Source organism: Allobosea sp. NPDC055594 (genome assembly GCF_053618995.1).
On record NZ_JBSHIO010000002.1, the window covers coordinates 88,383 to 109,274 of the forward strand.

The window sequence follows — 20,892 nt, forward strand, 5'->3', positions numbered from 1 at the left end:
CTGCTGGGGGCCGCGGGCCGCGCAAGGCTCTTCCGCCAGGAGCTTGCAAGGCTTATCTCGTTAGACTGGATCGGGCGTCCGCCCTCGATCCAGGGACGCGGCGGGCCTGACCCGCGGCATTCTGAAGGTGGCCCGGTCCGTGATCGAGTTCAGGAAGGCGCGCTGGACGACCCGCCTGAAGCGCTCCGCGCTCGCCGCCGACTCATGGCTCGACGATTCGCTCTACGCGGCCGGCCGGAGGGCCGGCGAGGCCTATGAGCGCATCCGCAGCTGGACCGACCGGCTCACCGTCTCCGGCCCGAAGCGCCTCGCCACCGAACTCGTCAGCGAGGGCCTCAATGTCGGCATCGCCGGCTCGATCGTCATGCTGCTGCTGGCGATCCCGGCCTTCCGCGAAGGCCGCGAGGACGCGCTGAAGAACCAGGTCTTCGCCGTCACCTTCCTCGACCGCTATGGCTCCGAGATCGGCCATCGCGGCGCAAGGCACGACGATTCGCTGAAGCTCGAGGAGCTGCCGGACCATCTGATCAAGGCGGTGCTCGCCACCGAAGACCGGCGCTTCTACGACCATTTCGGCATCGACATCTTCGGCACCTTCCGGGCGCTGACCGTCAATGCCCGCGCCTCCGGCGTCGTGCAGGGCGGCTCGTCGATCACCCAGCAGCTCGCCAAGAACCTCTTCCTCAGCAATGAGCGCTCGCTCGACCGCAAGATCAAGGAAGCCTTCCTCTCGATCTGGCTCGAATACCGCCTGACCAAGAACGAGATCCTGAAACTCTATCTCGACCGCGCCTATATGGGCGGCGGCACCTTCGGCGTCGCGGCGGCTGCGGAGTATTATTTCGGCAAATCCGCCAAGGACGTCACGGTCGCCGAGGCCGCTATGCTCGCCGGCCTGTTCAAGGCGCCGACCAAATTCGCCCCGCATGTCAACCTGCCGGCGGCGCGCGCCCGCGCCAACGACGTGCTCGGCGCGATGGTCGATGCCGGCTTCATGACCGCGGGACAGATCGATTCCGCCCGCCGCAACCCGGCCAAGCCGATCGACCGGCGCCGCGACGCCAGCCCGGACTACTATCTCGACTGGGCCTTCGACGAGGTCCGCAAGCTCGCCGAAGACGGCAAAATCGGCCCCGAGCGCGTGCTCACCGTGAAGACCCCGCACGACCCGGCGATCCAGAAGCGTGCCGACGAGGCGGTCGAGAGCATCCTGCGCCAGCACGGCCAGGCCTACCGGGCCCGGCAGGCCGCGACGGTGATCATGGACCCTGACGGCGCCGTGCGGGCGATCGTCGGCGGGCGCGACTATGGCGCAAGCCAGTTCAACCGCGCGACCTCGAGCCTGCGCCAGCCCGGCTCCTCGTTCAAACCCTATGTCTATGCGGCGGCGATGAGCGCCGGGCTCTACAAGCCGACCACCATCGTCACCGACCGGCCGGTCTGCATCGGCAACTGGTGCCCGAACAATTACGGGCGCTCCTATTCCGGCTCGATGCCGCTGACGGTGGCGCTCGCCAAGTCGATCAACACGATCCCGGTGCAGATGTCGATCGCGATCGGCCGGGCGACCGGCGAGACGCATGAGGCGCGCGCGGCACGCATCGGCCGCAACAAGATCGTCGAGACCGCCCGCGCCATGGGGCTGACGACGCCGCTAACCGACACGGTCTCTCTGCCGATCGGCGCCGCCGAGGTCACCGTGATCGACCAGGCCGCCGCCTTCTCGGTCTTCGCCAATGGCGGCAAGCGGGCCAAGCCCTATGCCGCCTTCGAGATCCGCAATTCGCTCGGCGAGGAAATCTACCGCCATGATCGCGACGAGCCGGCACCGGCCCAGGTGCTGAGCGCGCAGGTGGCGCAGGAGATGAACCAGATGCTCTCGACCGTGCCGACGGCGGGAACGGGCCGGCGCGCGGCACTCGACGGCGTGATCAGCGCCGGCAAGACCGGCACGACCAATGGTTACAAGGACGCCTGGTATGTCGGCTACACCGGCAATCTCGTCGGTGCGGTCTGGTTCGGCAACGACGATTCCTCCGAGACCAACAACATGACCGGCGGCTCGCTGCCGGCGATGGTCTGGAAGGAGATCATGGCCTTCGCCCATCAGGGCATCGAGATCAAGCCGATCCCGGGCGTCGCGCCACTGGGCGCCGACAAGGCCACCGTGGCGAAGAATGCCGGCCCGACCCAGCCCGGCACCGGTGCCAATGCCGGGCACATGCCGCGCAAATCCTTCGAAGTGCTGTCATCGGTCGGGGCGATGTTCAAGGCGGTCGAGGCGCCGCGCGCGGCCCGGACCTCGATCCAGGCCGGCATCGGCGAATTGCCGGCCGGGCCGAGCCTGACGCGCTTCCGCTGAGCCGTGACGGCGAGCCTCGGCAGATTGCGCTTCTTCCGCGCCGGCCGGCGCTCTCGAGCACTTCCGCGTTTCAACGAAGCGCGGAAGTGCTCTAGACTCTCCGCGTCGCCCCGGGTCGTCGAAGGGAGCCAGCCCCCCGCATCATGCGCGTCCTCGAACTCGCCTATGTGATCGCGCTCGGCGCCGGGCTGGGGCTGGCCTCGGCACATTACGCCGTGGCCGAGCGGCCGGTCGTCGGCCGGGCGCAGATCGGCGCCTGGACGACCTGGCCGAAAAGCGGCGCGCGCGACAGCGATCCCTATATGCGGGCCTATCTGGCGCGCGGCGTCCATCTGCCGCTCGGCGCCGGCGAAGGGCTCCTGCTGATCGCGGAGCGCGACGATGCCGGGCAGCCGCTCGACGGCCGCTGCCGCTATGGCGTCAGCGGGGTCGTTCCGCCGGCTCGCGGCTGGTCTTTGACCGTCGCCGACCCGGCACGTCGCCCGCTCCAGCTCGCCGTCGCACGGGAGAGTTTCAGCCACGCCGAGATCGTTCGCGACGAGCGCGGCGGCCTGCGGATCATCGCTGCCGCGACACCCGAAGCCGGCAACTGGCTGCCGCTGCCGCCTTCCGGTCGCTTCCTGTTCCTCCTGCGGCTCTACGACACGCCGATCTCCAGCCATGCCGGCGAATTGCGGCCGGAAGCGCTGCCGCGGATCAGCCGGGTGGATTGCCGATGAGCACGCTCGATCAGGCTCCCCTGCTCGCCCCCACGGCGGAGCGGACCCGGATCCCGGCGTTCGGCTGGCGCGACCGGCTCGGGCGCAGCCTGCGGCGCATCATCCTGCTCACTCTGATGGGGCTCGTCCTCGCCGGCATCGTGCACATCCTCACGGTGCTGCTGATCCCGATCATGGCCGAGCGCGACGCCAGCTCGGTCTATGCCGCACTCGGCAGCGGCGGACACGCCGAACTGATCACGCCTGCCCCGGACGGCCTGCCGGCACTGGCCGAGCCCGATCCGAACAGCGTCAGCGCCGTCTGTGGCTTCGATCTGACCGGCGGCCCGGTACGCGTCGTCGCCCAGACCGGCGCACTGCCGCTCGGGCTGACCTTGCACCGCCATGGCGGCGGCGTCGCCTACGCGATCACCGACCGGGCGGCGATCCGCGGCGTGCTCGAATTCGTGGTGATGACGCAGGAACAGCTCGACGAGCGCCTGGCGCAGGACGAGGATGGCGAGACGGCGCGCGAGCTGCGCGTCGTCTCGCCATCGCCGCAGGGGCTGATCCTGGCACGCGTCATGCTGCGCCGCCCGGCCGACCGCGCCGATGCGGAGGCTCTCGCGACGAGCGTCGCCTGCGGCAGCGCCGACTGAGGCACACCGATCTTTCGCAATACCGCCGCATCATCCGGGACGCCCGGCGCTTCCAGGTGAACCCGGCAGGCTCCGGGCGGGCCATTAGGCAGGACGGCTCAGCCCTTGTAGACGACCGGGCGATCGGATGGTGCCGCGCCTTCGCCGCCGAACACGCCGATCAGCGGCAACTTGCAGACCAGATCGGTTTCCGCCTCCAATCCCATGATCGCGCGCTCGGCCCTGACCGCCTCGCGCGAGGGCATCTCGACCACGAGATTGTCGAGGGCGTAGCGATAGCTCGCCAGCCGGAAACGCAGCCGCTCGCAGACCCAGAGGACCAGAGCCTCGTTCTCGATGACGCGCGCCTGAGCCGGCTCCTGGCTCTCGGCCGGCACGCGCGGCGAGGCCTCGAGCGTGCGCAGCCGGGCGCGGTCGGCATTGACGACACGGATCGCATTGGCGCGGAACGGGGCGAGCAGGGCCCGGTCGGCATTGGCGTCCTCGGCGAGGCGATTATAGCGCGAGGCCTGCGAGGCGAAGGAGCCGGAGGTCAGCGCGCGCTGGTAATCGGAGACTGACCCCGATTGGACAGCGGTCGGCAGCATCCGGGCCGGAACCAGGCTCGCGAGCTGGGTTTCGAAGGCGCTGCGCTCATGGGCGGGCATGACGAGCCGCCAGGCACGGGCCCGCAACTGCTGCTCGTCATCAGTCAGGTGGAAATGCGAGGCGGCCTCGCCACGCAACCGCGCCGCCCATTCGCCCATCGCCGGGACGATCTGATCGTTGAAGAGGCTCGGGCGGGGCCGGCCGAGATCGCCGGTCGTACAAGCGGCGAGGACGAGGCAGGTCAGGATCGCCGGGGCAGCAAGGCGCTTCACCCCGGCCGCCTGCGCCGGGCTTCGCGTTCCCGCGCCTCCGCCGTCCGCGCGCTGCGCCGCGGCTTGGTAGCGGGAGGTTCCGGCTGACGCTCATAGCGGACACCGGTGAAGAACAGGATCTGCGCCGGCGCCGCATCGGCGGCGACCGCGGACCTGACGAAGCGCCTGCGCGGCGCGAAAGGAATGACGTCGGCCATGATGCGCCTCCCTTGTTGGCGCCTGCGTGGAAATCGCGAACCCAGTCGGTCTCTCACCAGAAAGCTCGAAGCGGTATTCATGTCAGGGCCGGCACCTGCCGGCCCGCTGTCCGTTCCCAGGCGCGCCGCGCGGTCTACGCGAGATCGGCACGCCATCGTCACCGACATCAGGCCTGTTCATGGTTAACGCAGTGCTAACGCATCGGGGATAAATTTCCGGGAATCGAACTATTTTCGTCACGAGCCCGCCAATGCCCTCCCGAATTGCCGCCGATCTCGCGCAGCTCGCGCGCCTTGCCAGCGATGGCGGGCTGGATTTGCGGCAGGTCGCCCTGCGCGTGAAGGCCGACCTCCTGCTGTCGACCGCCAACCCGCCGGCCGAGGACATGGAGGCCTTCCGCGACATGGCGGCGGCCCTGATCCCGGTCATCGACGAGCCGACCGCGCTGATCCTGGCGCGCAAGCTCGCCGGCTGGCGACATACCCCGCCGGAGGTTCTGGCGGCGCTGCGGGCGCGCGGCGGCGAGGTCCTGGCGGCGCTGGTCCGCAAGGGAACGCCGCTGAGCCCGGCCGAGATCGAGGACATCGCGGCGGGGGCCGACCCCGCCGTCACGCTCGCCCTGGCGGCTCGCCGAGACCTCACGGCCGCCGCCAGCAGCCTGCTGGCCGGGCGGGCAGACCCCGCCATCGACCTCGCCCTCGCAGCCAATCCCATGGCGACACTGCCGCGTGCGGCGCTGGTCCTGCTCGTGGCGCGGGCCACCGCCGCGCCGGCGCTCGCCCAATGCCTGCTCGCACGCGACGATCTGCCGGTCGCCGAACTCGCGCCGCTGTTCCTCCAGGCCAGCCTCGACAAGCGGCTCGCCATGATCGAAGCCGTCTCGGCGCATGAGGCGCTCGCGCCCTCGCCGCGCCGTCCATCGATCAGCGGCGAGCAGTTCTCCGGGCTGGTCGCGACGGCGCTCGTCGACCGCGAAGGCGCCTTTGCGGCGCTGGCCGACCTGTTCGGCGCCGATGCCGAGCTCGCCGCGGCCCTTGCCGCCGATCATTCACGCCAGCTTGCCGCGCTCACGCTGGTCGGCTGCGGCGCCAGCCCCGAGGAGGCCACCCGCTTCCTGATCGGGCTCGGCGACGACACGGCCTTCTCGGTCCAGCGCATCTTCGCACTGGCCGATCTGATGCGCCTGCTCACGCCGGCGACGGCACGCCGGCTGGTCCTGCAGATCGGGGGGCTTTCCGAACAGGGCGGTGCCCGCCCGGCCCTGCAGCCGGCGATGGATCCGAGCGGCACCCCTGCCCGCGCCGGGCTGGAACGACCGTCCAGCCGCGGCGGCATGCAGGACATGCTGCGCAGGCTCGGCGGCAAGACCGGCTGAACATCGAAAGGGAGGAGCGGCGAAGCGGGCTATAGCATCGGACCGAAAAGTGGACTCCACTTTTCGGAAAACTCCGATGCGATAACAATGAGATAGCTCACCATAACCGCATCCGAACGGACGCGCGGCGATCGAGTGCATTTTGTCAGACGAAGCGGTGTCCGCCTCGTCCGGAAACAGCCTACTCGACCAGCAGCAGCCGCGGATCGCCGGCGCGGTTCTCGATCTCGACGAGCCAGAGATCGCCATCGAAGCGAATCTCACGCGCGACGCGGTCCTCCACCGCCAGCGGATCGGCGTCGAGCAGGCGCTGGAAACGACGCCCGCCGTCGTCTTCGACCAATGCCTGCGGCGCCGGGCCATAGAGCACGGCGGTGCCGTCGAGCCGGTCGAGCTTGACGAAGATGGCCCCGGCCTCGCCGGCACCGCGCCGGCGCAGCACCGCGAAGAGCCCATCATGCGCCGCCTGACGGAGATAGGCCGAAACCCAGAAATCGCTGGTCAGCCGTGCCAAGGGCTCGCTCCGCTTTGCCCCCCGGTCGTCACCGCCTCAGTTCACGACACGGCGCGGCGCCGGCGCCCGGACCTCGGCCGGCGGGCGCAGATCGCCGCCGTTGATCAGGTCGGCGATCGGATCGCGCACGGACGCCGGACGGGCCGCGGTCGCCGGCTGGGGAGCGGTGCGGGGCGCTGGCGCGACGGCGGCGGGCGGACGCGGGGCCGCCTCGCGCTGGGCCTGAGAGAGACTGCCGGGGCGGGCCGGAGGCAGGATCTCCTGCTGGGTCGGCACCGGCTGCGGCGTGGGCTGAGCCTCGGACTGGACCGGCGGAAGATCGGCACGGCGCTCGACCGCCCGCGCTGGCGCCGGGCTGGCCGAGGGCGCCGACAGCATCGGCGCGGGATGGCGGACCTTCTGGAACAGCAATGCGTTGAGCGTGATCGCCGCCGCGACCGCAGTGAACAGCAGGATGACGAGGGCTCTGCCGGGACGACGGCCAAGCCAGCGCATCAGCCGGCCCGAGGCCGAAGGCTGGCGCCGGCCGGGGCTGGCGCGGCGCGGCGGCATGGACAGCGTCGCATCGGAGCGGGCGCGGGCGGCGAGCGTTGCGGACATCTTCTCGACTCTCGGTCAGGCTGTCAGGCGATAAGGTTGCTTGGTCTCAAAGCCACGGCGCGGGGCGCGGGCATGGGTGGCGATGCGCACCGGCTCGCAGGTGGCGGCGATACCGGCCACCGGCAGCCGCACCGCGACGCGCGTGCCGATCCCGGGCGCGCTCTCGATGCTGAGGGTGCCACCATGCAGCCCGACCAGCCCGCGTACCACCGAAAGCCCGAGCCCGGTGCCGTCATGGGCACGGTCATAGGAGGACTTGGCCTGGAAGAAGGGGTCGCCCAGCCGCGGCAGGTCGGCGGCGGCGATGCCGATGCCGGTGTCGGAGATCGAAAGGTCGATCATGCCGCCATCGCGCACCAGAGCGAGGGTGACACGGCCGCCGGGCGGCGTGAACTTGATCGCATTGGAAAGCAGGTTGAGCATGACCTGCTTCAGGGCCCGCCGATCGCCGACCAGCTGCGGCAGATCCTGCCCGACGACGCGCTCGAGCGCGACCTTGCCGGACTGCGCCTTGAGGGCGACGACGGCACAGCAATCCTCGGCCAGCCGGGCGATGTCGAGCGGCGCCTGCTCGATCGTCATCGCACCGCTCTCGATCTTCGAGACGTCGAGCAGCGTATTGACGACATCGAGCAGATGATGCCCGGAATCGTGGATGATCGCGGCGTATTCCTTGCGGCGATCGGCATCGAGGCCGGCCGCGAGGTCGCCGCTGAGCATCTCCGAGAAGCCGATGATGGCGTTCAGCGGCGTGCGCAGCTCATGGCTGACGGTCGCCAGGAAATGGCCCTTGAGATCGCTCGCCTTGACCGCCGCGGCATGGTTGCGCTCGCGCTCCTCGTCACGGGCATGGCGATCGGTGACGTCGCGGGCCACACAGACCACGGCCGCGCCATTGCGCGCGCCGGCCTGATCGATCCGCCGGGCGTTGAGTTCGAGCCAGCGCACAGTCGGAACACCGGCGGAATCGGCCAGGAACAGCACGCGGAAGCAGGCGCTGGCATGACCGGCGCCATGGGCGGCATCGCTGAGCGCTTTCAGAAAAAGCGGGCGATCGGCGATATGAACGCGCTCGAACAGGCCCTTGCCATGCAGCTGTGTGGACTGCGCGCCGGTCAGCAGGCAGGCTGCCTCGTTGGCGAAGACGACGGCGCCGGAGGGATCGTGCCAGGTCACGAGATCGCCGACATGCTCGAGCATCAGGCGGGCGCGGGCATCCGAGGCCCGGTGCTCACGCAATTCGTCCTCATGCCGGCGCAGGAAGGAGACGGCGAGCAGCATGGCGCAAAGGATCGCACTGGCGACGAGAACCGGCATCGCCGCGACGGCCCAGTCCGCGGGCTCGCCCACGGCGCCGGCACCCTGCAAGGCCACGACCGCGCCGAGGCCGACCACGGCAAGCGCACTGCCGCGCGCCACATAGGCTCGCGAGCCGAAGAACATCGCTTCGACCGGCACCGCCGCGAGCCAAAGCAGCAGCGGCGAGCCGGTGCCGCCGGTCATGCAGGCGAGCGCAATGATGAAGAGCGTGAGCGCGGCGCCGGAGACGCAGTGCGCGAGGTCGAGACGACCGGTGCGCGAGAGCAGAACCACGGCCAGCAGCGGCAGGCCGAGCGCGATCAGAACCAGCGTCTCGAACAGATCGAGCCGGCCGCGCCAGGCGATATAGGCCGGCACCAGGCTGAGCCCGCCCGCGCCGATCGCGAGCCGGGCCAGCATGAAGCGCTCATGCCGCATGCGTTCGAGCGAGTCCGGCAGCGCCGATGGATGGACCATCGCCGCAACCTGCGCCCTGACCGCCGTCATCATGCTGGAGAACCGCAAACGCACAACCTCTGTCGGCCTTCGGCGAAAAGCCTTGCCTTGTTGAGGCCGATCCTGGCGCGGGCCATTTAAGCGGGACTTAAGGCGACCTCGCACCGATGCTCCCGCAGCCTCTTTCGAGACCATAAAATTCTATTATTTTCAGATACTTAAGCTGAAATCGCCTGAAATTCCCGCGATTGCGCTTGTTGCCAGCAAGGTGAATGGAAACTGAAGAACAAAACCGGGCTTTGATTCAAATTGCGACTATCGGGGACACGCGATGTTTCAGCCTCCGCGCTAGGGTTCAGGAGCCGGGGACGGGACGCCCCGCGCTAGCGACGGGGACAAGAATGGCCTATCTATTGCGCAGCATGGCCCTGATCGGGGTGATCGCCCTGAACTCGCCGGTCCATGGCGGCAAGTCCGCGCCGGAAGCACCCGTCTTCGACGCCAAGGCCGCCATAGCGGTTCTCGGACAGATCGATCCCAAGGCGGTGATGCAGGGCGCTACCAGCCTGCGCGAAGCGGCCGAGGTTCTGGCCGGGCTGGAGCCCGAGACTCGGGCTCGCGTCCTGGCACTGGCGGCAGCTGCCGCGACGAGCCGCTCCGGCGAAGCACAAACGTCGCAGCGCTGACGCTTGACCTCGCCGGGCCGCGCGCCGAAGACAGCCTGCCAGACCGCCTCCCCCGCCGGCGGCCTGCAAGATGAGCGACGGCCGATGAGCGAAACCCTCGACGACATCATTGCCAATTTCGAGGTCCTGGATGAATGGGACGACCGCTATCGCTACCTGATCGAGCTCGGGCGCACGCTCGCGCCGCTGCCGCAGGAAGCCTATAGCGACGCCAACAAGGTCCGCGGCTGCGCCAGCCAGGTCTGGCTCGAGACCAAGCAGGAAGGCGGCCCCGGGCAAACGACGCGACTGCATTTCCGCGGCGACAGCGACGCGCATATCGTGCGCGGGCTGGTCGCACTGGCGCTGGCGATCCATTCCGGCCACAGCGCCGCCGAGATTCTGGCGACCGACGCCTTCGCCATCTATGAGCGGCTCGGCCTCGCCGCCCATCTCACGCCGCAGCGCTCCAACGGCGTGCGCTCGATGATCGAGCGTATCAAGAACGACGCGCGCGCCGCCATCGCCTGAACCGGCTCAGCCCGGCGGCGCGATCACCGGGCGGGCATCCACCGCCTGCCAGACGCGCGGCGTCCTGTTGGGCGTGGCCCGGGCCGCCAACCCGTAATGCTCGGCCAGTGCCGCCAGCGCCAGCCGCAGCACGACCTTGGCCGAACGCGCCGGCCAGCCACGCTCGCGCTCGACCTCATCGAGCCCCTTCAGGAAGCCGCAGACATCGATGGCGAGCCCCGAGAGCTCGGGACCGAGGCGCTTGCAGGCCTGTCTGACCCGCTGGCGGGCCGCCAGACTGGAATCGGAGGCGCTGGCGGGACCATGCGACGCGGCATGCGTGCCGGCTGCAAGCCCGGCATCCCAGTTCACGGTCACGCGCGGCAGCATCTGCGCCAGCGTCAGCTCCGCCCGGAAACGCTCACCAGCCGCGAATTCCGCCGCCGGGATCTGCGGCCTGCCATCCTTGCCCGGCCGGCGATGCAGCCAGAGCAGCGGACTTTCACGCTCGTTCAGGGCAACTTTCTGCACCTCCCCCTCAACCGCCATAGCCGTCACGGCGACAAGACGGGTCTCGGTGAGCTGCAGACGACGTGCCTTGCCGCTGCCTAGCCAGACCGCGAGACCGGCCTCGACCAATGCCAACGCCTCCTCGGCTGGTGCATAGCCTGCCCCGAGGCTCGCCCCGTCCACGGTCCGATAGAGCGCGATGCGACCGCAGCCGAAGGGGGATTCGGCCGCGAACGCACCGGCCTGCCGCAAATGCCGCAGCAGGCGCCCGACGACAACGCCGGCCGTCCCGGGCGCGTTCATCGCCCTGCCTCCGGCGCGAACGCCCGCAACCTCAGCGTCAGCGCCGCTTCCAGCGCAGCAAGCGCCAGTTCGAAACCGGGCTCGCTGCGCCTGTCCTCGACCAGCGCGCAGGCATGGCGCACCGTCGTCCGGTCGCGCCCGAATGCGAGACCAACCTGGCTGAGGTTAAGCCCGAAGCCGACATGGGTGAGATACATCGCGACCTGCCGGCCGAAGGCGACGGGACTCACGCCGCGCCGTCCTTGCCGCAATCTGGCCGGCGGCAGGCGTAGCGCCGCGCAGACGGCCGCCTCGGCGAGCCGCGCCCTCGCGCTGCGGGACAAGGGGTCAGCCCCGTTGGCGATGTCATTGTTCATGGTATGTTCACTCCGCACTACGATCGCATGGCGCGATCGGGGATAGCGAACATATGATTATATTCCTATTTCGAGTGTTTCAAGAGCGCGAGCATAGGCGGGGATATCCTCCTGCCACGCCCTGGCAGCACCACTCGAAACGACGAAGCCGCCGGCGGGGCCGGCGGCTCGAGACGAATCCCTCGAAGGAATTCGCTTCGGCGCGATGTTTCGCGTCAGGTCCTCTCAGCGGCGCTTGCGGCGCTGCTGACCGAGGCCCATCTTCTTGGCGAGCTGCGAGCGCGCCTCCGCATAGTTCGGCGCGACCATCGGATAATCGGGCGGCAGGCCCCACTTCTCGCGATACTGCTCCGGGGACATATTGTACTGCGTCCGCAGATGGCGCTTCAGCGACTTGAACTTCTTGCCGTCTTCCAGGCAGATCAGGAAATCGGCGGTGATCGACTTCTTGACCGCGATGGCGGGCTTGGGCGCTTCCATCGGAACCACCGGCGCGGCGCCACCGACGACGCGGCTCAGGGCGGCATGGACATCGTTGATCAGCGCCGGCAATTCCGAGGCTGGAACCGAATTGTTCGAGACGTAGGCGGAGACGATATCTGCTGTAAGCTCGATAAAGTCCGAACCGTCGTGATCAGCCATGGCGGCGTTGCTCCGTTGTTTTTTTGGACCGGGCGTTCGGCGACTGTGCCCGCTCTGTTTACGCGGCGCGAAGGCCTGCCAGAAGCTGCACCGGCATCAGGTCGAATTCTGCCGGATATAGAATCTTACAAAACGGATCAGTCGTACAATCGTCTAATCCATGAAAGATGACTTCGCAAGCGGCAGTTATCGCTCCGAATACGTTTATCGGTGTCCAATATTGGCGCATCTTGCGATCGGCATGGTAACCAGAATGTGCAGCAGCTCGGATGGCTACGCGGAATGGTTGTCTTGCCAGCCTTTTTCCACGCCTCTACGAGTCGCAAATCTGCAGCAACGCCACGACAACCCGCAATGCCGCGGCGAATGACCGCAACTTCGCGCTCCGAGACCCGCCATGCCTGAGAAAGCCCCCATCGCGCCGCCTCGCGCCGAAGCGCGCGCGCAACACCGCACCGTGCACGGCGTCGTACTCAACGACGACTATGCCTGGCTGAAGGCGGAGAACTGGCGCGACGTACTGCGTGACCCTACGGCACTTCCGGCCGATATTTGTAGCTACATCGAGGCGGAAAACGCCTGGTGCGAACGCCTGATGAAGCCGACCAGGTCGTTGCAGCGCGAGCTCGTCAAGGAGATGCGCGGCCGCATCAAGGAAGACGACAGCGAATTGCCGCAGCCCGACGGCCCCTTCCTCTATTATCAGCGCTACCGGCGCGGCGGCGAGCATCCGCTGATCTGCCGCAAGCCACGCCAGGGCAAGAGCGCCGGCAAGCCCGGCCGCGAGCAGATCATGCTCGACGCCGACGCGCTCGCCGAAGGCAAGGAGTTCTTCGACCTCGGCGATGCCGCGCACAGCCCCGATCATCGCTTGCTGGCCTGGAGTGCCGACGAAGCCGGCTCGGAACTCTATCTGATCCGCGTGCGCGACCTCGCGACCGGCAAGGATCTGCCCGACGAGATCCGCGACACCAGCGGCGAGATGATCTGGACGCAGGACGCCAGCGCCTTCGTCTATGTCGGGCTCGATGCCGAGCACCGCCCTTCGCGCGTGCTGCGCCACCGTCTTGGCACGTCGCAGAGCGAGGATGCCCTGCTCTATGAGGAAAGCGATCCCGGCCTGTTCGTCGACATCGACGAGACGCAATCGCATCGCTTCCTGCTGATCGCCAGCGGCGACCACGAGACCTCGGAGGTGCGCATCGTCGACCTGTCGGCGGCCGACGGCCAGCCGCGCCTCGTCGCCGCGCGCCAGAGCGGGCGGCAATACTCGATCGAGCATCATGGCGACGAACTGCTGATTCTCACCAATGCCGACGGCGCCGAGGACTTCAAGATCGTCCGCGTGCCGCTGGACGATCCTTCACCGGCGCGCTGGACCGATCTCGTACCGCACAGGCCGGGCCGCCTGATCCTCAGCCATCTTTGCCTGCGCGGGCGGCTGCTGCGCCTGGAGCGGGAGGACGGCCTGCCGCGGCTGGTGATCCGCGAACTCGCCAGCGGGGCGGAAAGCACGATCGCCTTCGCGGAGGAGGCCTATGGGCTCGGCATGGATGGCGGCTATGAATTCGATACCGACCATATCCGCTTTCTCTACGCCTCGATGGCGCGCCCGACCGAGACCTTCGACTACGACATGCGCACTGGCGAGCGCACCTTGCTGAAGCGGCAGGAGGTGCCGTCCGGCCATGATCCGGAGGCCTATGTCGTGCGCCGGATCTTCGCGACCGCCAAGGACGGCGCCAAGGTGCCGGTCTCGCTGCTGCACAAGCGCGGCCTCGTGCTCGACGGCTCGGCCCCCTGCCTGCTCTATGGCTACGGCTCCTATGGTTCGGCGATGTCAGCCTCGTTCCGCACCCGTCCGCTCAGCCTGGTCGACCGCGGCTTCGTCTATGCCATCGCCCATATTCGCGGCGGCACCGACAAGGGCTGGCGCTGGTATCTCGACGGCAAGCGCGAAAAGAAGCCGAACAGCTTCACCGACTTCATCGCCGCCGGCGAGATGCTCGCAGCCGAGGGCTATACCTCGCGCGGCAGGATCGTGGCCCAGGGCGGCAGCGCCGGCGGCATGCTGATGGGCGCGGTCGCCAACCTCGCGCCGGAGCTGTTCGCGGGGATCATCGCCGAGGTGCCCTTCGTCGATGTGCTCAACACCATTCTGGACGAAAGCCTGCCGCTGACGCCGATGGAATGGCCGGAATGGGGCGATCCGATCCGCGATGAGGCGGCCTTCCACTGGATCCGAGCCTATTCGCCCTATGACAATGTCCGGGCCCAGGCCTATCCGCCGATCCTCGCCATGGGCGGGCTGACCGACCCGCGTGTCACCTATTGGGAACCGGCGAAATGGGTGGCGCGCCTGCGCGCGACCATGACCGGCGGCGGCCCGGTGCTGCTGCACACCAATATGGAGGCCGGGCATGCCGGCTCGGCCGGCCGCTTCGACTCGCTGAAGGAAACGGCCCTGGCCTACGCCTTTGCGATCACCGCGGCGCATGGCGGCTGGGGCCGGCAGGTCTGAAACGCATCGCGGCCCTGCCACCCCTGTTCCCGGACCGGTTCAGCCCGGCCCGGCCTCGAGCCGACTCTTCTCGCTGGCGAGATAGGCCTTGAGCTCGTCCATAGAGGCGAAGACGTAATCGCCATCGGGAGTGCGCGCCTGGATCGAGCCATCGGCATAGATGGTGAAATGCGTCTCGCCGACCTGATAGGCACCGACGATGCCTTCGTCGGAAGCCGGAGGCGCGGCGGGTTCGGGCGCGACCGCTTCCACAACAGGCGCTGCCGCCGTCTCGGATGCGGCCGGCGCTTCGGGCGCGGCCGGCGCGGTCTCGGGCAGGATGTCCGTTGTGATCGGCTCTGCTGCTTGCGGCTCCGCCGCGCTCAGCGGCGAGACTGCGACCGGCGGCAGCGGCTCCACCTCGTCCGGGACCGGCTCGGGCGGCGTGACGGCTTGGTCCTCGGGGAGCGGAGGGACCTCTTCGGCAGCGATGGGCTCTTCGAGCGCCGCCAGCGCATCGCCGCTGCGCGGCTGGGTCACTGGCGGCCAGGGGCGCGGCGCCATCCAGTCGCTGACCGCTTCGAGCGAGCGCTGCGGCGGCTCGACCTCGGGAACGTCGGCCGGCATCGCCAGCGCGTCGTTCAACTGTTCGCGCAGTGCGCTGAAATCATCGTAATCGGTATCGACCTTGGCGGGCTGGCTCTTTCCCTCGGCGCCGAGGTCGAGCTGCGGCCACCAGAGCTGCTCCGGCTCGCGCTTCGCCTCGGACTCGGCTTCAGGCTCGGGCTCGATCACGGCGATGTCGCGCTCGGGCTCGAGAGCGACCTCGATCGGCTTCTCGCCTGCGTCCTCCATCGCCGGCGCGGGCTCGTCGAGGTCTTCCGCCGGACTTTCCGGAGCCTCCACCGCGACCTGCGGCGCCCGGGTCGGCAGCAGTGCGGCCTCGAAGAAATCGAGCTCGGTCTTCGCTACCGGATCCAGCCCGGTCTGCGCCGTTTCCGCCGACAGTCCGGGCGGGCGCAGCCAGTCATCGTGAATGCGCGCAGGAAGCTCCGGGATGTCCGGCTCGTCGACAAGCCCGGCAGGCTCCTCGGCGGAAACCGTGGGCTCGGCAGCCTCCGTTGTCTCTGCGCTGTCCGCGCCAGGTTCCTCGGTCCGCGACGAAGCCGCCAATGCCCCACCGAGCGCGAGCGCGCCGGCACCCGCGAGCACTGCGGCACTGCCGGGAGCCTGCCCGGCGAGCCGCTCCTGCATCGGAGACTGCGGCTCCGGCAATATGGCCTCCTCGCGCCGCGGCAGCGGCTGCGCTGCCGGCTCGTCATGGCGAACGGACGCCAGTGTCGCCGTAGCCATGGCGCCAGCGACCAGCGTCTTCAGGCGCTGAATCTCGCTCAGGATCGCCGCGGAGGCGAACATCAGCAAGCCCGCCGCGAAAGAGAGCGCGCCGAGGATCACCTCGGTAAAGCCCCTCTCGAGGACGCGATAGGGCCAGCCATCGACGATGGCATAGGCACCGCCGGCCAGCAGGGCGAGCCCAAGAACCAGGAATAACTTGACCAAACGCTCGCTCCTTCGAGACGGCAGAGTCCTGCGACAGCTTGCCGCCCCATGGTTAAACTATCGATACGCCCGCATCTTGCCAACAGAACGCCCATGACAAGGCGGGGGAAACTCGGGACGGCGAGTTCTCGGGACGCACAGGGCTCCCTCCGCTTGGCGGTTGCCGCTGCCGCATTCGCGGCTTAACTAACGGGGGAATGGCGGGACGTTCCGCCGGGCCGCCGGCCCATGCGTTTCATCATTGCAGCCATTCTCACGTCGCGATTTCGACAGCCCCAAGGAGAGGCCCTATGTCCTTTACCCTGCCCGATCTGCCCTATGCTCATGATGCTCTGCAGCCCTTCATGTCGAAGGAGACGCTCGAATACCATCATGACAAGCATCATCTGGCCTATGTGAACAACGGCAACAACGCCATCAAGGGCACCGAGTTCGAGGGCAAGTCGCTCGAGGAGATCGTCAAGGCCTCCTATGGCAAGAACCCGGCCGTGTTCAACAATGCCGGCCAGCACTACAACCACCTCCACTTCTGGAAGTGGATGAAGCCGAATGGCGGCGGTAAGCTGCCGGGCGCGCTCGAGAAGGCGATCGTCGACTCCTTCGGTTCGGTCGACAAATTCAAGGAAGATTTCATCGCCGCCGGCGTCGGCCAGTTCGGCTCGGGCTGGGCCTGGCTTGAGGTCAAGGGTGGCAAGCTCGCGGTCAGCAAGACTCCGAACGGCGAGAGCCCGCTGGTCCATGGCGCGACCCCGATCCTCGGCGTCGACGTCTGGGAGCACTCCTACTACATCGACTACCGCAACCGCCGTCCCGACTATCTCAAGGCTTTCCTCGAGAGCCTGGTGAACTGGGACTATGTCGCCGAGCTCTATGACGGCGCCAAGGCCTGAGCCGGCCGGCACGGATTGACAGGAACGGGGCCCATGCGGCCCCGTTTTTTTGTGCCCGCGCTCAGACGGCGACGCGCTTGAGGAACTGGTCGACGGTCGAATCGAGGCGCATCGCCTGGGTCGAGACCTCTCCTGCCGCCTGGCGCACCTGCTCGGCCGAACGCCCCGTCTCCTCGACGCTGTCGGCAAGCACGCTCAGATCGCTCGACACCGAGAGCGCCGACGAGCTCGCCATCGCGACGCCGCTGGCGATCTCGCCGGTGGCGATTGCCTGCTGCTCGATCGAGACGGCGACCGAGTTTGCGAAATTCTCGATCGCACCCATGCGATTGGCGATGTTCTGGATGGCGCCGACGACTTCACCGGTCGCGCCCTGAATGGCATTGACCTGCGCCACGATACGGTCGGTCGCATCGGCCGTCTGCGAAGCGAGATTCTTGACCTCTGCTGCGACGACGGCGAAGCCGCGGCCCGCCTCCCCTGCACGCGCCGCCTCGATCGTGGCATTGAGGGCGAGCAGATTGGTCTGAGCAGCGATGTCGCGGATGAGATTGACCACCTCGCCGATGGCGCGGGCCGTCGCATCGAGGGCGTCGACCGATTCGGCCGTGTCGCGCGAGGCGGACGCGGCCTCGACGATCTCGGTGCGGACGCGCCGCACCTGGAACTCGACCTCGCGGATCGCTGCGCCCATTTCCTCGGCGGCCTGGGCAGCGCTCTCGACATTACCGGAGGCGCCATGGGAGTTATGGGCGGCGCGCGCGGCACGCTCGGAAGACTCGGCGGCGACCTGGGCAAGGCCGCTCGAAGCATCGCCCATCCGATCGGCATTGCTCTTGAAGGCTTCGAGCGCGACGCCGACCTCGCCGCGGAACATGGCTATCGCCTCGTCGATGCGCTGCTGGCGGTCGCGGCGCTCCGTCTCGCTCGCGAATTGCTGTTCCTGCAAGCTCGCACGCTCGCCGAGGCGCAGCTTGAGGACACCGAGAGCGCGAGCGATGGCGCCGATCTCGTCGCGGCGCTCGGTCGCGTCGATCGGGGTGTCGAGCTTGCCGTCGGAGATGCTGACGATCGCCTGGGTCATGCCCTTCAGCGGCTTCATCGTCCGCGACAGCGAAATCCAGAGCAATGGCCCGAGCACGAGCAGCAGGCCGAGGCCCAGCGCGATGGTCACGAAATGCTCGCGCGCCGCCCGGGCGACGAGGCGCCGCTTGTCGAAACGCAGCGCGACATAGCCGATCTGCTTCTGATGGCCGCCGACGCGCACCACAAGGAGCTTGGTGATGTAGGCACCGTCCTCGAGCTGGAGCGGACTTTCGCTGGCGAGCGCATCCCAGGGCTCGCGCCCGAGCGCCAAGGCGAGGTTGTTCGGCGTCAGCAGGAGACGCGCCTCCTCGTCGCGCCCGGCGGTGGCGAGGGCGACAACCTCGTCGGCGACGATACCGGCGGAAAAATCGGGATCCCGCTTCAACGATTCCAAGATGTAGCTCAACGTCGTCGTATCACGCGACAGGATCAGCGCCGGCGCGGCGTTGACCACCATCGTCGTCAGCGAATTCATCTTCTGGTCGAGATCGGCGCGCGTCTTGCCATCATTGTAGCGGGCGACCGCGAGGACGACGAAGACGATGGCGAGCGCGACGATAGCGACAGCAGCACCGGCGATCTGGGTGCTGAGCGAGCCCGCGCGCTCCTCGGGCTGGCCTGCCGTGAGTTGTGCCTTTCCGGAAGGTGCATCCGGGGATTTCTTTGCCCGAATCTGGAACCGGGTCATCGCGCAAAAATCCTTCAAAGGCATGGATGGCGCGACCGGCCTGAGGATGCCTGCAACACCCGTGGCCAGCATGACGGGGCAGGGTAAATTTTCGCTTGCGACGTTCGCGCGGGGCTACGCACTCAACACGTGCAGGAGCCCGTGCCTCAACCGAGATCGCGAAACCGGGCGAGGCGCAGGCCGGGCGGCGGCACGAAGGCCAGGAGCGCGGCATGCTCGACCGGCCGGGATCCGATGACCGGGTCAAGCGCGCGCAATTCGTCGTCGATGAAGCCGGGATGGCACATCACCAGATGAGCCCGCCCCGGCCGTTTCAGGAAGCGCGGCAGATCGGCGGCGAAGTCCCGTGTCGGATCGAAGGGCGACACGCCGGAGAAGCCGTGATTGAGCGGGATGCCGCGCCGTGCCGCGGCCGGGCGCAGGCCGGCGGCGAGACCGGCAATGACCAGCGCCTTGCCAACTGCGACGCCACGCGCCCGGATCGCGGACACAGAATCGGCTGGGTCGCGCAGATAGACCGAGCCCAGCGGATAGCGCCGCGCCACCGCGTCCAGAACCGCGCGACGGACGCCTGGAAGGACATGGACATGCTGATGGCCGTCGACGAAATCGGGCGCTCGCCCGAGCGCCTCCTCGAAGGCATCGAGCTGCCGGTCGAGCTCGGCGGCGATCTCGCGACGCGCCACGGCCGACCCCAGCGCCAGCCGTGAAAGTCCACCCAGTTTCGGCAGGCGTCCGCCAGGAGCGAGGCTCGGCATCGCCGCGAGCGGCGCGCCGCTGGTCAGATTGAAATGCAGGCCGAGATCGGCCTTGCCGGAGAAGGCGGCGAGCTCCGGTGCCAACCCGCGCCAATGCGGCCGGTTCGTCATCGCGCCGGTGGCGGAGAGCTTGCCCTGCGCGAGCAGTTCGAGAATCGAACGGCTGACGCCCCGGGTCATGGCGAAATCATCGGCGCAGAGCACGAAACCGCGGGTCATGACGGTCTGTTGTCCCTCGTTCATCGAGCGTGCTGTAAGTAGCCGCCGGCGAAGCCGGTGCGCGTCCCGGCCCGCGCCATCACGAATCCACCCCTATCCCACGCGCTGAGGTCGTCAAAGCCTTGTCTGCCACGCCGCCCCTCGCCGCCCCGGCCAACCCCGCCGCCCAGCCAAGGCGGCCCGAGCTTTCCGTCGTCGTCCCCGTCCATGACGAGGCCAACAACCTGCCTCTCCTGGTCGAGCGGCTGAAGGGCGTGCTCGGTGGCTGCGTCGCCTCCTGGGAGATCGTCTGCGTCGATGATGGCAGCCGGGACGGCACACTTTCGGTGCTGCGCCTGCTGCACGAAGCCGACCCGCGCATCAATGCCATTTCCTTCAGCCGGAATTTCGGCAAGGAGATCGCCATCGCCGCCGGGCTCGACCATGCCAGCGGCGATGCCGTGGTGATCATGGACGCCGATCTGCAGCATCCGCCGGAGACCATTCCCGTCTTCCTGGCGAAATGGCGCGAGGGCTTCCTCAATGTCTATGGCCAGCGCACCGACCGCGAAGGCGAAGGCCGGCTGAAGCGCGGCTTCGCCAAGGCCTTCTACAAGCTCTTCGCCAGCTTCGGCGAGACCGAGCTGCCCGAGGGCGCCGGTGATTTCCGCCTGCTCGACCGCAGGGTGGTCGAGGCGCTGCGGGCGCTGCCCGAGCGGGCCCGCTTCTCCAAGGGGCTCTATGCCTGGGTCGGTTTCCCCGCCACCGGCGTGCCCTTCGAAGTCGCCGAGCGCGCCCATGGCCAGACCAAGTTCCGCTTCCGCAAGCTGTTCAGCTTCGCCTTCGACGGGCTGTCCTCGTTCTCGACCGTGCCGCTCAAGATCGCGACCTGGCTCGGCGTCCTCATCGCCATCATCGCCGCCGGGACAGCATTGTTCTTCGCGGTACGCACCCTGCTCTTCGGCACCGACCTGCCCGGCTTCCCCTCGCTGATCGTCTCGATCATGTTCTTCTCGGGCATCCAGCTGATCTCGCTCGGCCTGATCGGCGAGTATGTCGGGCGCATCTTCGCCGAGGTGAAGCGCCGGCCGCTCTACCTCGTCGGCGAGCGCATCGGCTTCGAGAAACTCGATAGCGTCCACCCGCGCGGCGACGCCCTGCCGCCGCTGATCCGCTAGTCCCGGACTGGACAATCGCCGCCAGCG

Annotated in this window: 20 protein-coding genes; 9 read left to right on the plus strand and 11 right to left on the minus strand. The window is 68.3% G+C overall.

Annotated elements, in window-relative coordinates; genetic code table 11:
- Positions 1-139: 139 nt before the first annotated feature.
- The 3 genes from ACWGRX_RS04410 to ACWGRX_RS04420 all read left to right on the plus strand — a co-directional run bounded on the left by ACWGRX_RS04410 (position 140) and on the right by ACWGRX_RS04420 (position 3,719).
- Positions 140-2,362 carry a transglycosylase domain-containing protein gene (locus ACWGRX_RS04410; RefSeq protein WP_452116565.1) on the plus strand — a complete coding sequence of 741 codons (2,223 nt, stop codon included), beginning with the start codon at positions 140-142 and terminating at the stop codon, positions 2,360-2,362.
- A gap of 143 nt (positions 2,363-2,505) precedes the next feature.
- Positions 2,506-3,081, plus strand: coding sequence for a DUF1214 domain-containing protein (locus ACWGRX_RS04415; RefSeq protein ID WP_452116566.1), 576 nt, complete (start codon positions 2,506-2,508; stop codon positions 3,079-3,081).
- Positions 3,078-3,719: a DUF1254 domain-containing protein gene (locus ACWGRX_RS04420; RefSeq protein WP_452116567.1), complete on the plus strand. Its 642-nt coding sequence runs from the start codon at positions 3,078-3,080 to the stop codon at positions 3,717-3,719. The genes ACWGRX_RS04415 and ACWGRX_RS04420 overlap by 4 nt, the downstream gene beginning before the upstream one ends.
- A gap of 98 nt (positions 3,720-3,817) precedes the next feature.
- Here the strand turns inward: ACWGRX_RS04420 and ACWGRX_RS04425 are convergent, their stop codons facing one another.
- Positions 3,818-4,579, minus strand: a complete 762-nt coding sequence (locus tag ACWGRX_RS04425; protein WP_452116568.1) for a hypothetical protein — start codon at positions 4,577-4,579, stop codon at positions 3,818-3,820.
- Positions 4,576-4,776, minus strand: a complete 201-nt coding sequence (locus tag ACWGRX_RS04430; protein WP_291639252.1) for a hypothetical protein — start codon at positions 4,774-4,776, stop codon at positions 4,576-4,578. The genes ACWGRX_RS04425 and ACWGRX_RS04430 overlap by 4 nt, the downstream gene beginning before the upstream one ends.
- A 251-nt stretch (positions 4,777-5,027) precedes the next feature.
- Here ACWGRX_RS04430 and ACWGRX_RS04435 point away from each other — a divergent pair, with 251 nt between their 5' ends.
- Positions 5,028-6,152: a DUF2336 domain-containing protein gene (locus ACWGRX_RS04435; protein WP_452116569.1), complete on the plus strand. Its 1,125-nt coding sequence runs from the start codon at positions 5,028-5,030 to the stop codon at positions 6,150-6,152.
- 181 nt (positions 6,153-6,333) lie between these two features.
- On the opposite strand, the gene ACWGRX_RS04440 is transcribed toward ACWGRX_RS04435, so the two are convergent.
- Genes ACWGRX_RS04440 through ACWGRX_RS04450 form a run of 3 tightly spaced genes read right to left on the minus strand, consistent with a single transcriptional unit; the run spans position 6,334 to position 9,075 of the window.
- Positions 6,334-6,666: a DUF1491 family protein gene (locus ACWGRX_RS04440; protein WP_291645105.1), complete on the minus strand. Its 333-nt coding sequence runs from the start codon at positions 6,664-6,666 to the stop codon at positions 6,334-6,336.
- A gap of 36 nt (positions 6,667-6,702) precedes the next feature.
- The gene (locus ACWGRX_RS04445; protein WP_452116570.1) at positions 6,703-7,266 is read right to left on the minus strand and encodes a hypothetical protein; all 564 of its coding nucleotides are present in this window, start codon (positions 7,264-7,266) and stop codon (positions 6,703-6,705) included.
- A 15-nt stretch (positions 7,267-7,281) separates the two neighbouring features.
- On the minus strand, positions 7,282-9,075 hold the full coding sequence (locus tag ACWGRX_RS04450; protein ID WP_452116571.1) for a PAS domain-containing sensor histidine kinase: 1,794 nt from the start codon (positions 9,073-9,075) through the stop codon (positions 7,282-7,284).
- Positions 9,076-9,422: 347 nt separating this feature from the next.
- On the opposite strand from ACWGRX_RS04450, the gene ACWGRX_RS04455 reads away from it, so the two are divergent.
- Positions 9,423-9,707 carry a hypothetical protein gene (locus ACWGRX_RS04455; protein ID WP_291639241.1) on the plus strand — a complete coding sequence of 95 codons (285 nt, stop codon included), beginning with the start codon at positions 9,423-9,425 and terminating at the stop codon, positions 9,705-9,707.
- A gap of 84 nt (positions 9,708-9,791) precedes the next feature.
- Positions 9,792-10,217, plus strand: a complete 426-nt coding sequence (locus tag ACWGRX_RS04460) for a SufE family protein (protein WP_291639238.1) — start codon at positions 9,792-9,794, stop codon at positions 10,215-10,217.
- 6 nt (positions 10,218-10,223) lie between these two features.
- Here ACWGRX_RS04460 and ACWGRX_RS04465 read toward each other — a convergent pair whose 3' ends face one another.
- From ACWGRX_RS04465 to ACWGRX_RS04475, 3 genes are all read right to left on the minus strand, one after another.
- Complete coding sequence (locus ACWGRX_RS04465) at positions 10,224-11,009, minus strand: DUF6456 domain-containing protein (protein ID WP_452116572.1); 786 nt, start codon at positions 11,007-11,009, stop codon at positions 10,224-10,226.
- Positions 11,006-11,365 (minus strand): helix-turn-helix domain-containing protein, encoded by a 360-nt coding sequence (locus tag ACWGRX_RS04470; RefSeq protein WP_452116573.1) that lies wholly within the window; start codon positions 11,363-11,365, stop codon positions 11,006-11,008. The genes ACWGRX_RS04465 and ACWGRX_RS04470 overlap by 4 nt, the downstream gene beginning before the upstream one ends.
- 225 nt (positions 11,366-11,590) lie before the next feature.
- Positions 11,591-12,007 carry a Ros/MucR family transcriptional regulator gene (locus tag ACWGRX_RS04475; protein WP_291639233.1) on the minus strand — a complete coding sequence of 139 codons (417 nt, stop codon included), beginning with the start codon at positions 12,005-12,007 and terminating at the stop codon, positions 11,591-11,593.
- 397 nt (positions 12,008-12,404) lie between these two features.
- Between ACWGRX_RS04475 and ACWGRX_RS04480 the strand changes: the two genes are divergently transcribed.
- Positions 12,405-14,528 carry a S9 family peptidase gene (locus tag ACWGRX_RS04480; RefSeq protein WP_452116574.1) on the plus strand — a complete coding sequence of 708 codons (2,124 nt, stop codon included), beginning with the start codon at positions 12,405-12,407 and terminating at the stop codon, positions 14,526-14,528.
- Positions 14,529-14,567: 39 nt separating this feature from the next.
- Here the strand turns inward: ACWGRX_RS04480 and ACWGRX_RS04485 are convergent, their stop codons facing one another.
- Positions 14,568-16,067: a hypothetical protein gene (locus ACWGRX_RS04485; RefSeq protein ID WP_452116575.1), complete on the minus strand. Its 1,500-nt coding sequence runs from the start codon at positions 16,065-16,067 to the stop codon at positions 14,568-14,570.
- A gap of 290 nt (positions 16,068-16,357) precedes the next feature.
- Between ACWGRX_RS04485 and ACWGRX_RS04490 the strand changes: the two genes are divergently transcribed.
- Positions 16,358-16,957, plus strand: coding sequence for a superoxide dismutase (locus tag ACWGRX_RS04490; protein ID WP_291639227.1), 600 nt, complete (start codon positions 16,358-16,360; stop codon positions 16,955-16,957).
- Between the two features lie 61 nt (positions 16,958-17,018).
- Here ACWGRX_RS04490 and ACWGRX_RS04495 read toward each other — a convergent pair whose 3' ends face one another.
- Both ACWGRX_RS04495 and ACWGRX_RS04500 read right to left on the minus strand, forming a co-directional pair.
- Positions 17,019-18,731: a methyl-accepting chemotaxis protein gene (locus tag ACWGRX_RS04495; RefSeq protein ID WP_452116576.1), complete on the minus strand. Its 1,713-nt coding sequence runs from the start codon at positions 18,729-18,731 to the stop codon at positions 17,019-17,021.
- A 146-nt stretch (positions 18,732-18,877) separates the two neighbouring features.
- A complete protein-coding gene (locus ACWGRX_RS04500; RefSeq protein ID WP_452116577.1) occupies positions 18,878-19,708 on the minus strand; it encodes a ChbG/HpnK family deacetylase in 831 nt (276 codons plus the stop codon).
- 122 nt (positions 19,709-19,830) lie between these two features.
- Here ACWGRX_RS04500 and ACWGRX_RS04505 point away from each other — a divergent pair, with 122 nt between their 5' ends.
- Positions 19,831-20,865, plus strand: a complete 1,035-nt coding sequence (locus ACWGRX_RS04505) for a glycosyltransferase family 2 protein (protein WP_452116578.1) — start codon at positions 19,831-19,833, stop codon at positions 20,863-20,865.
- Positions 20,866-20,892: the final 27 nt, after the last annotated feature.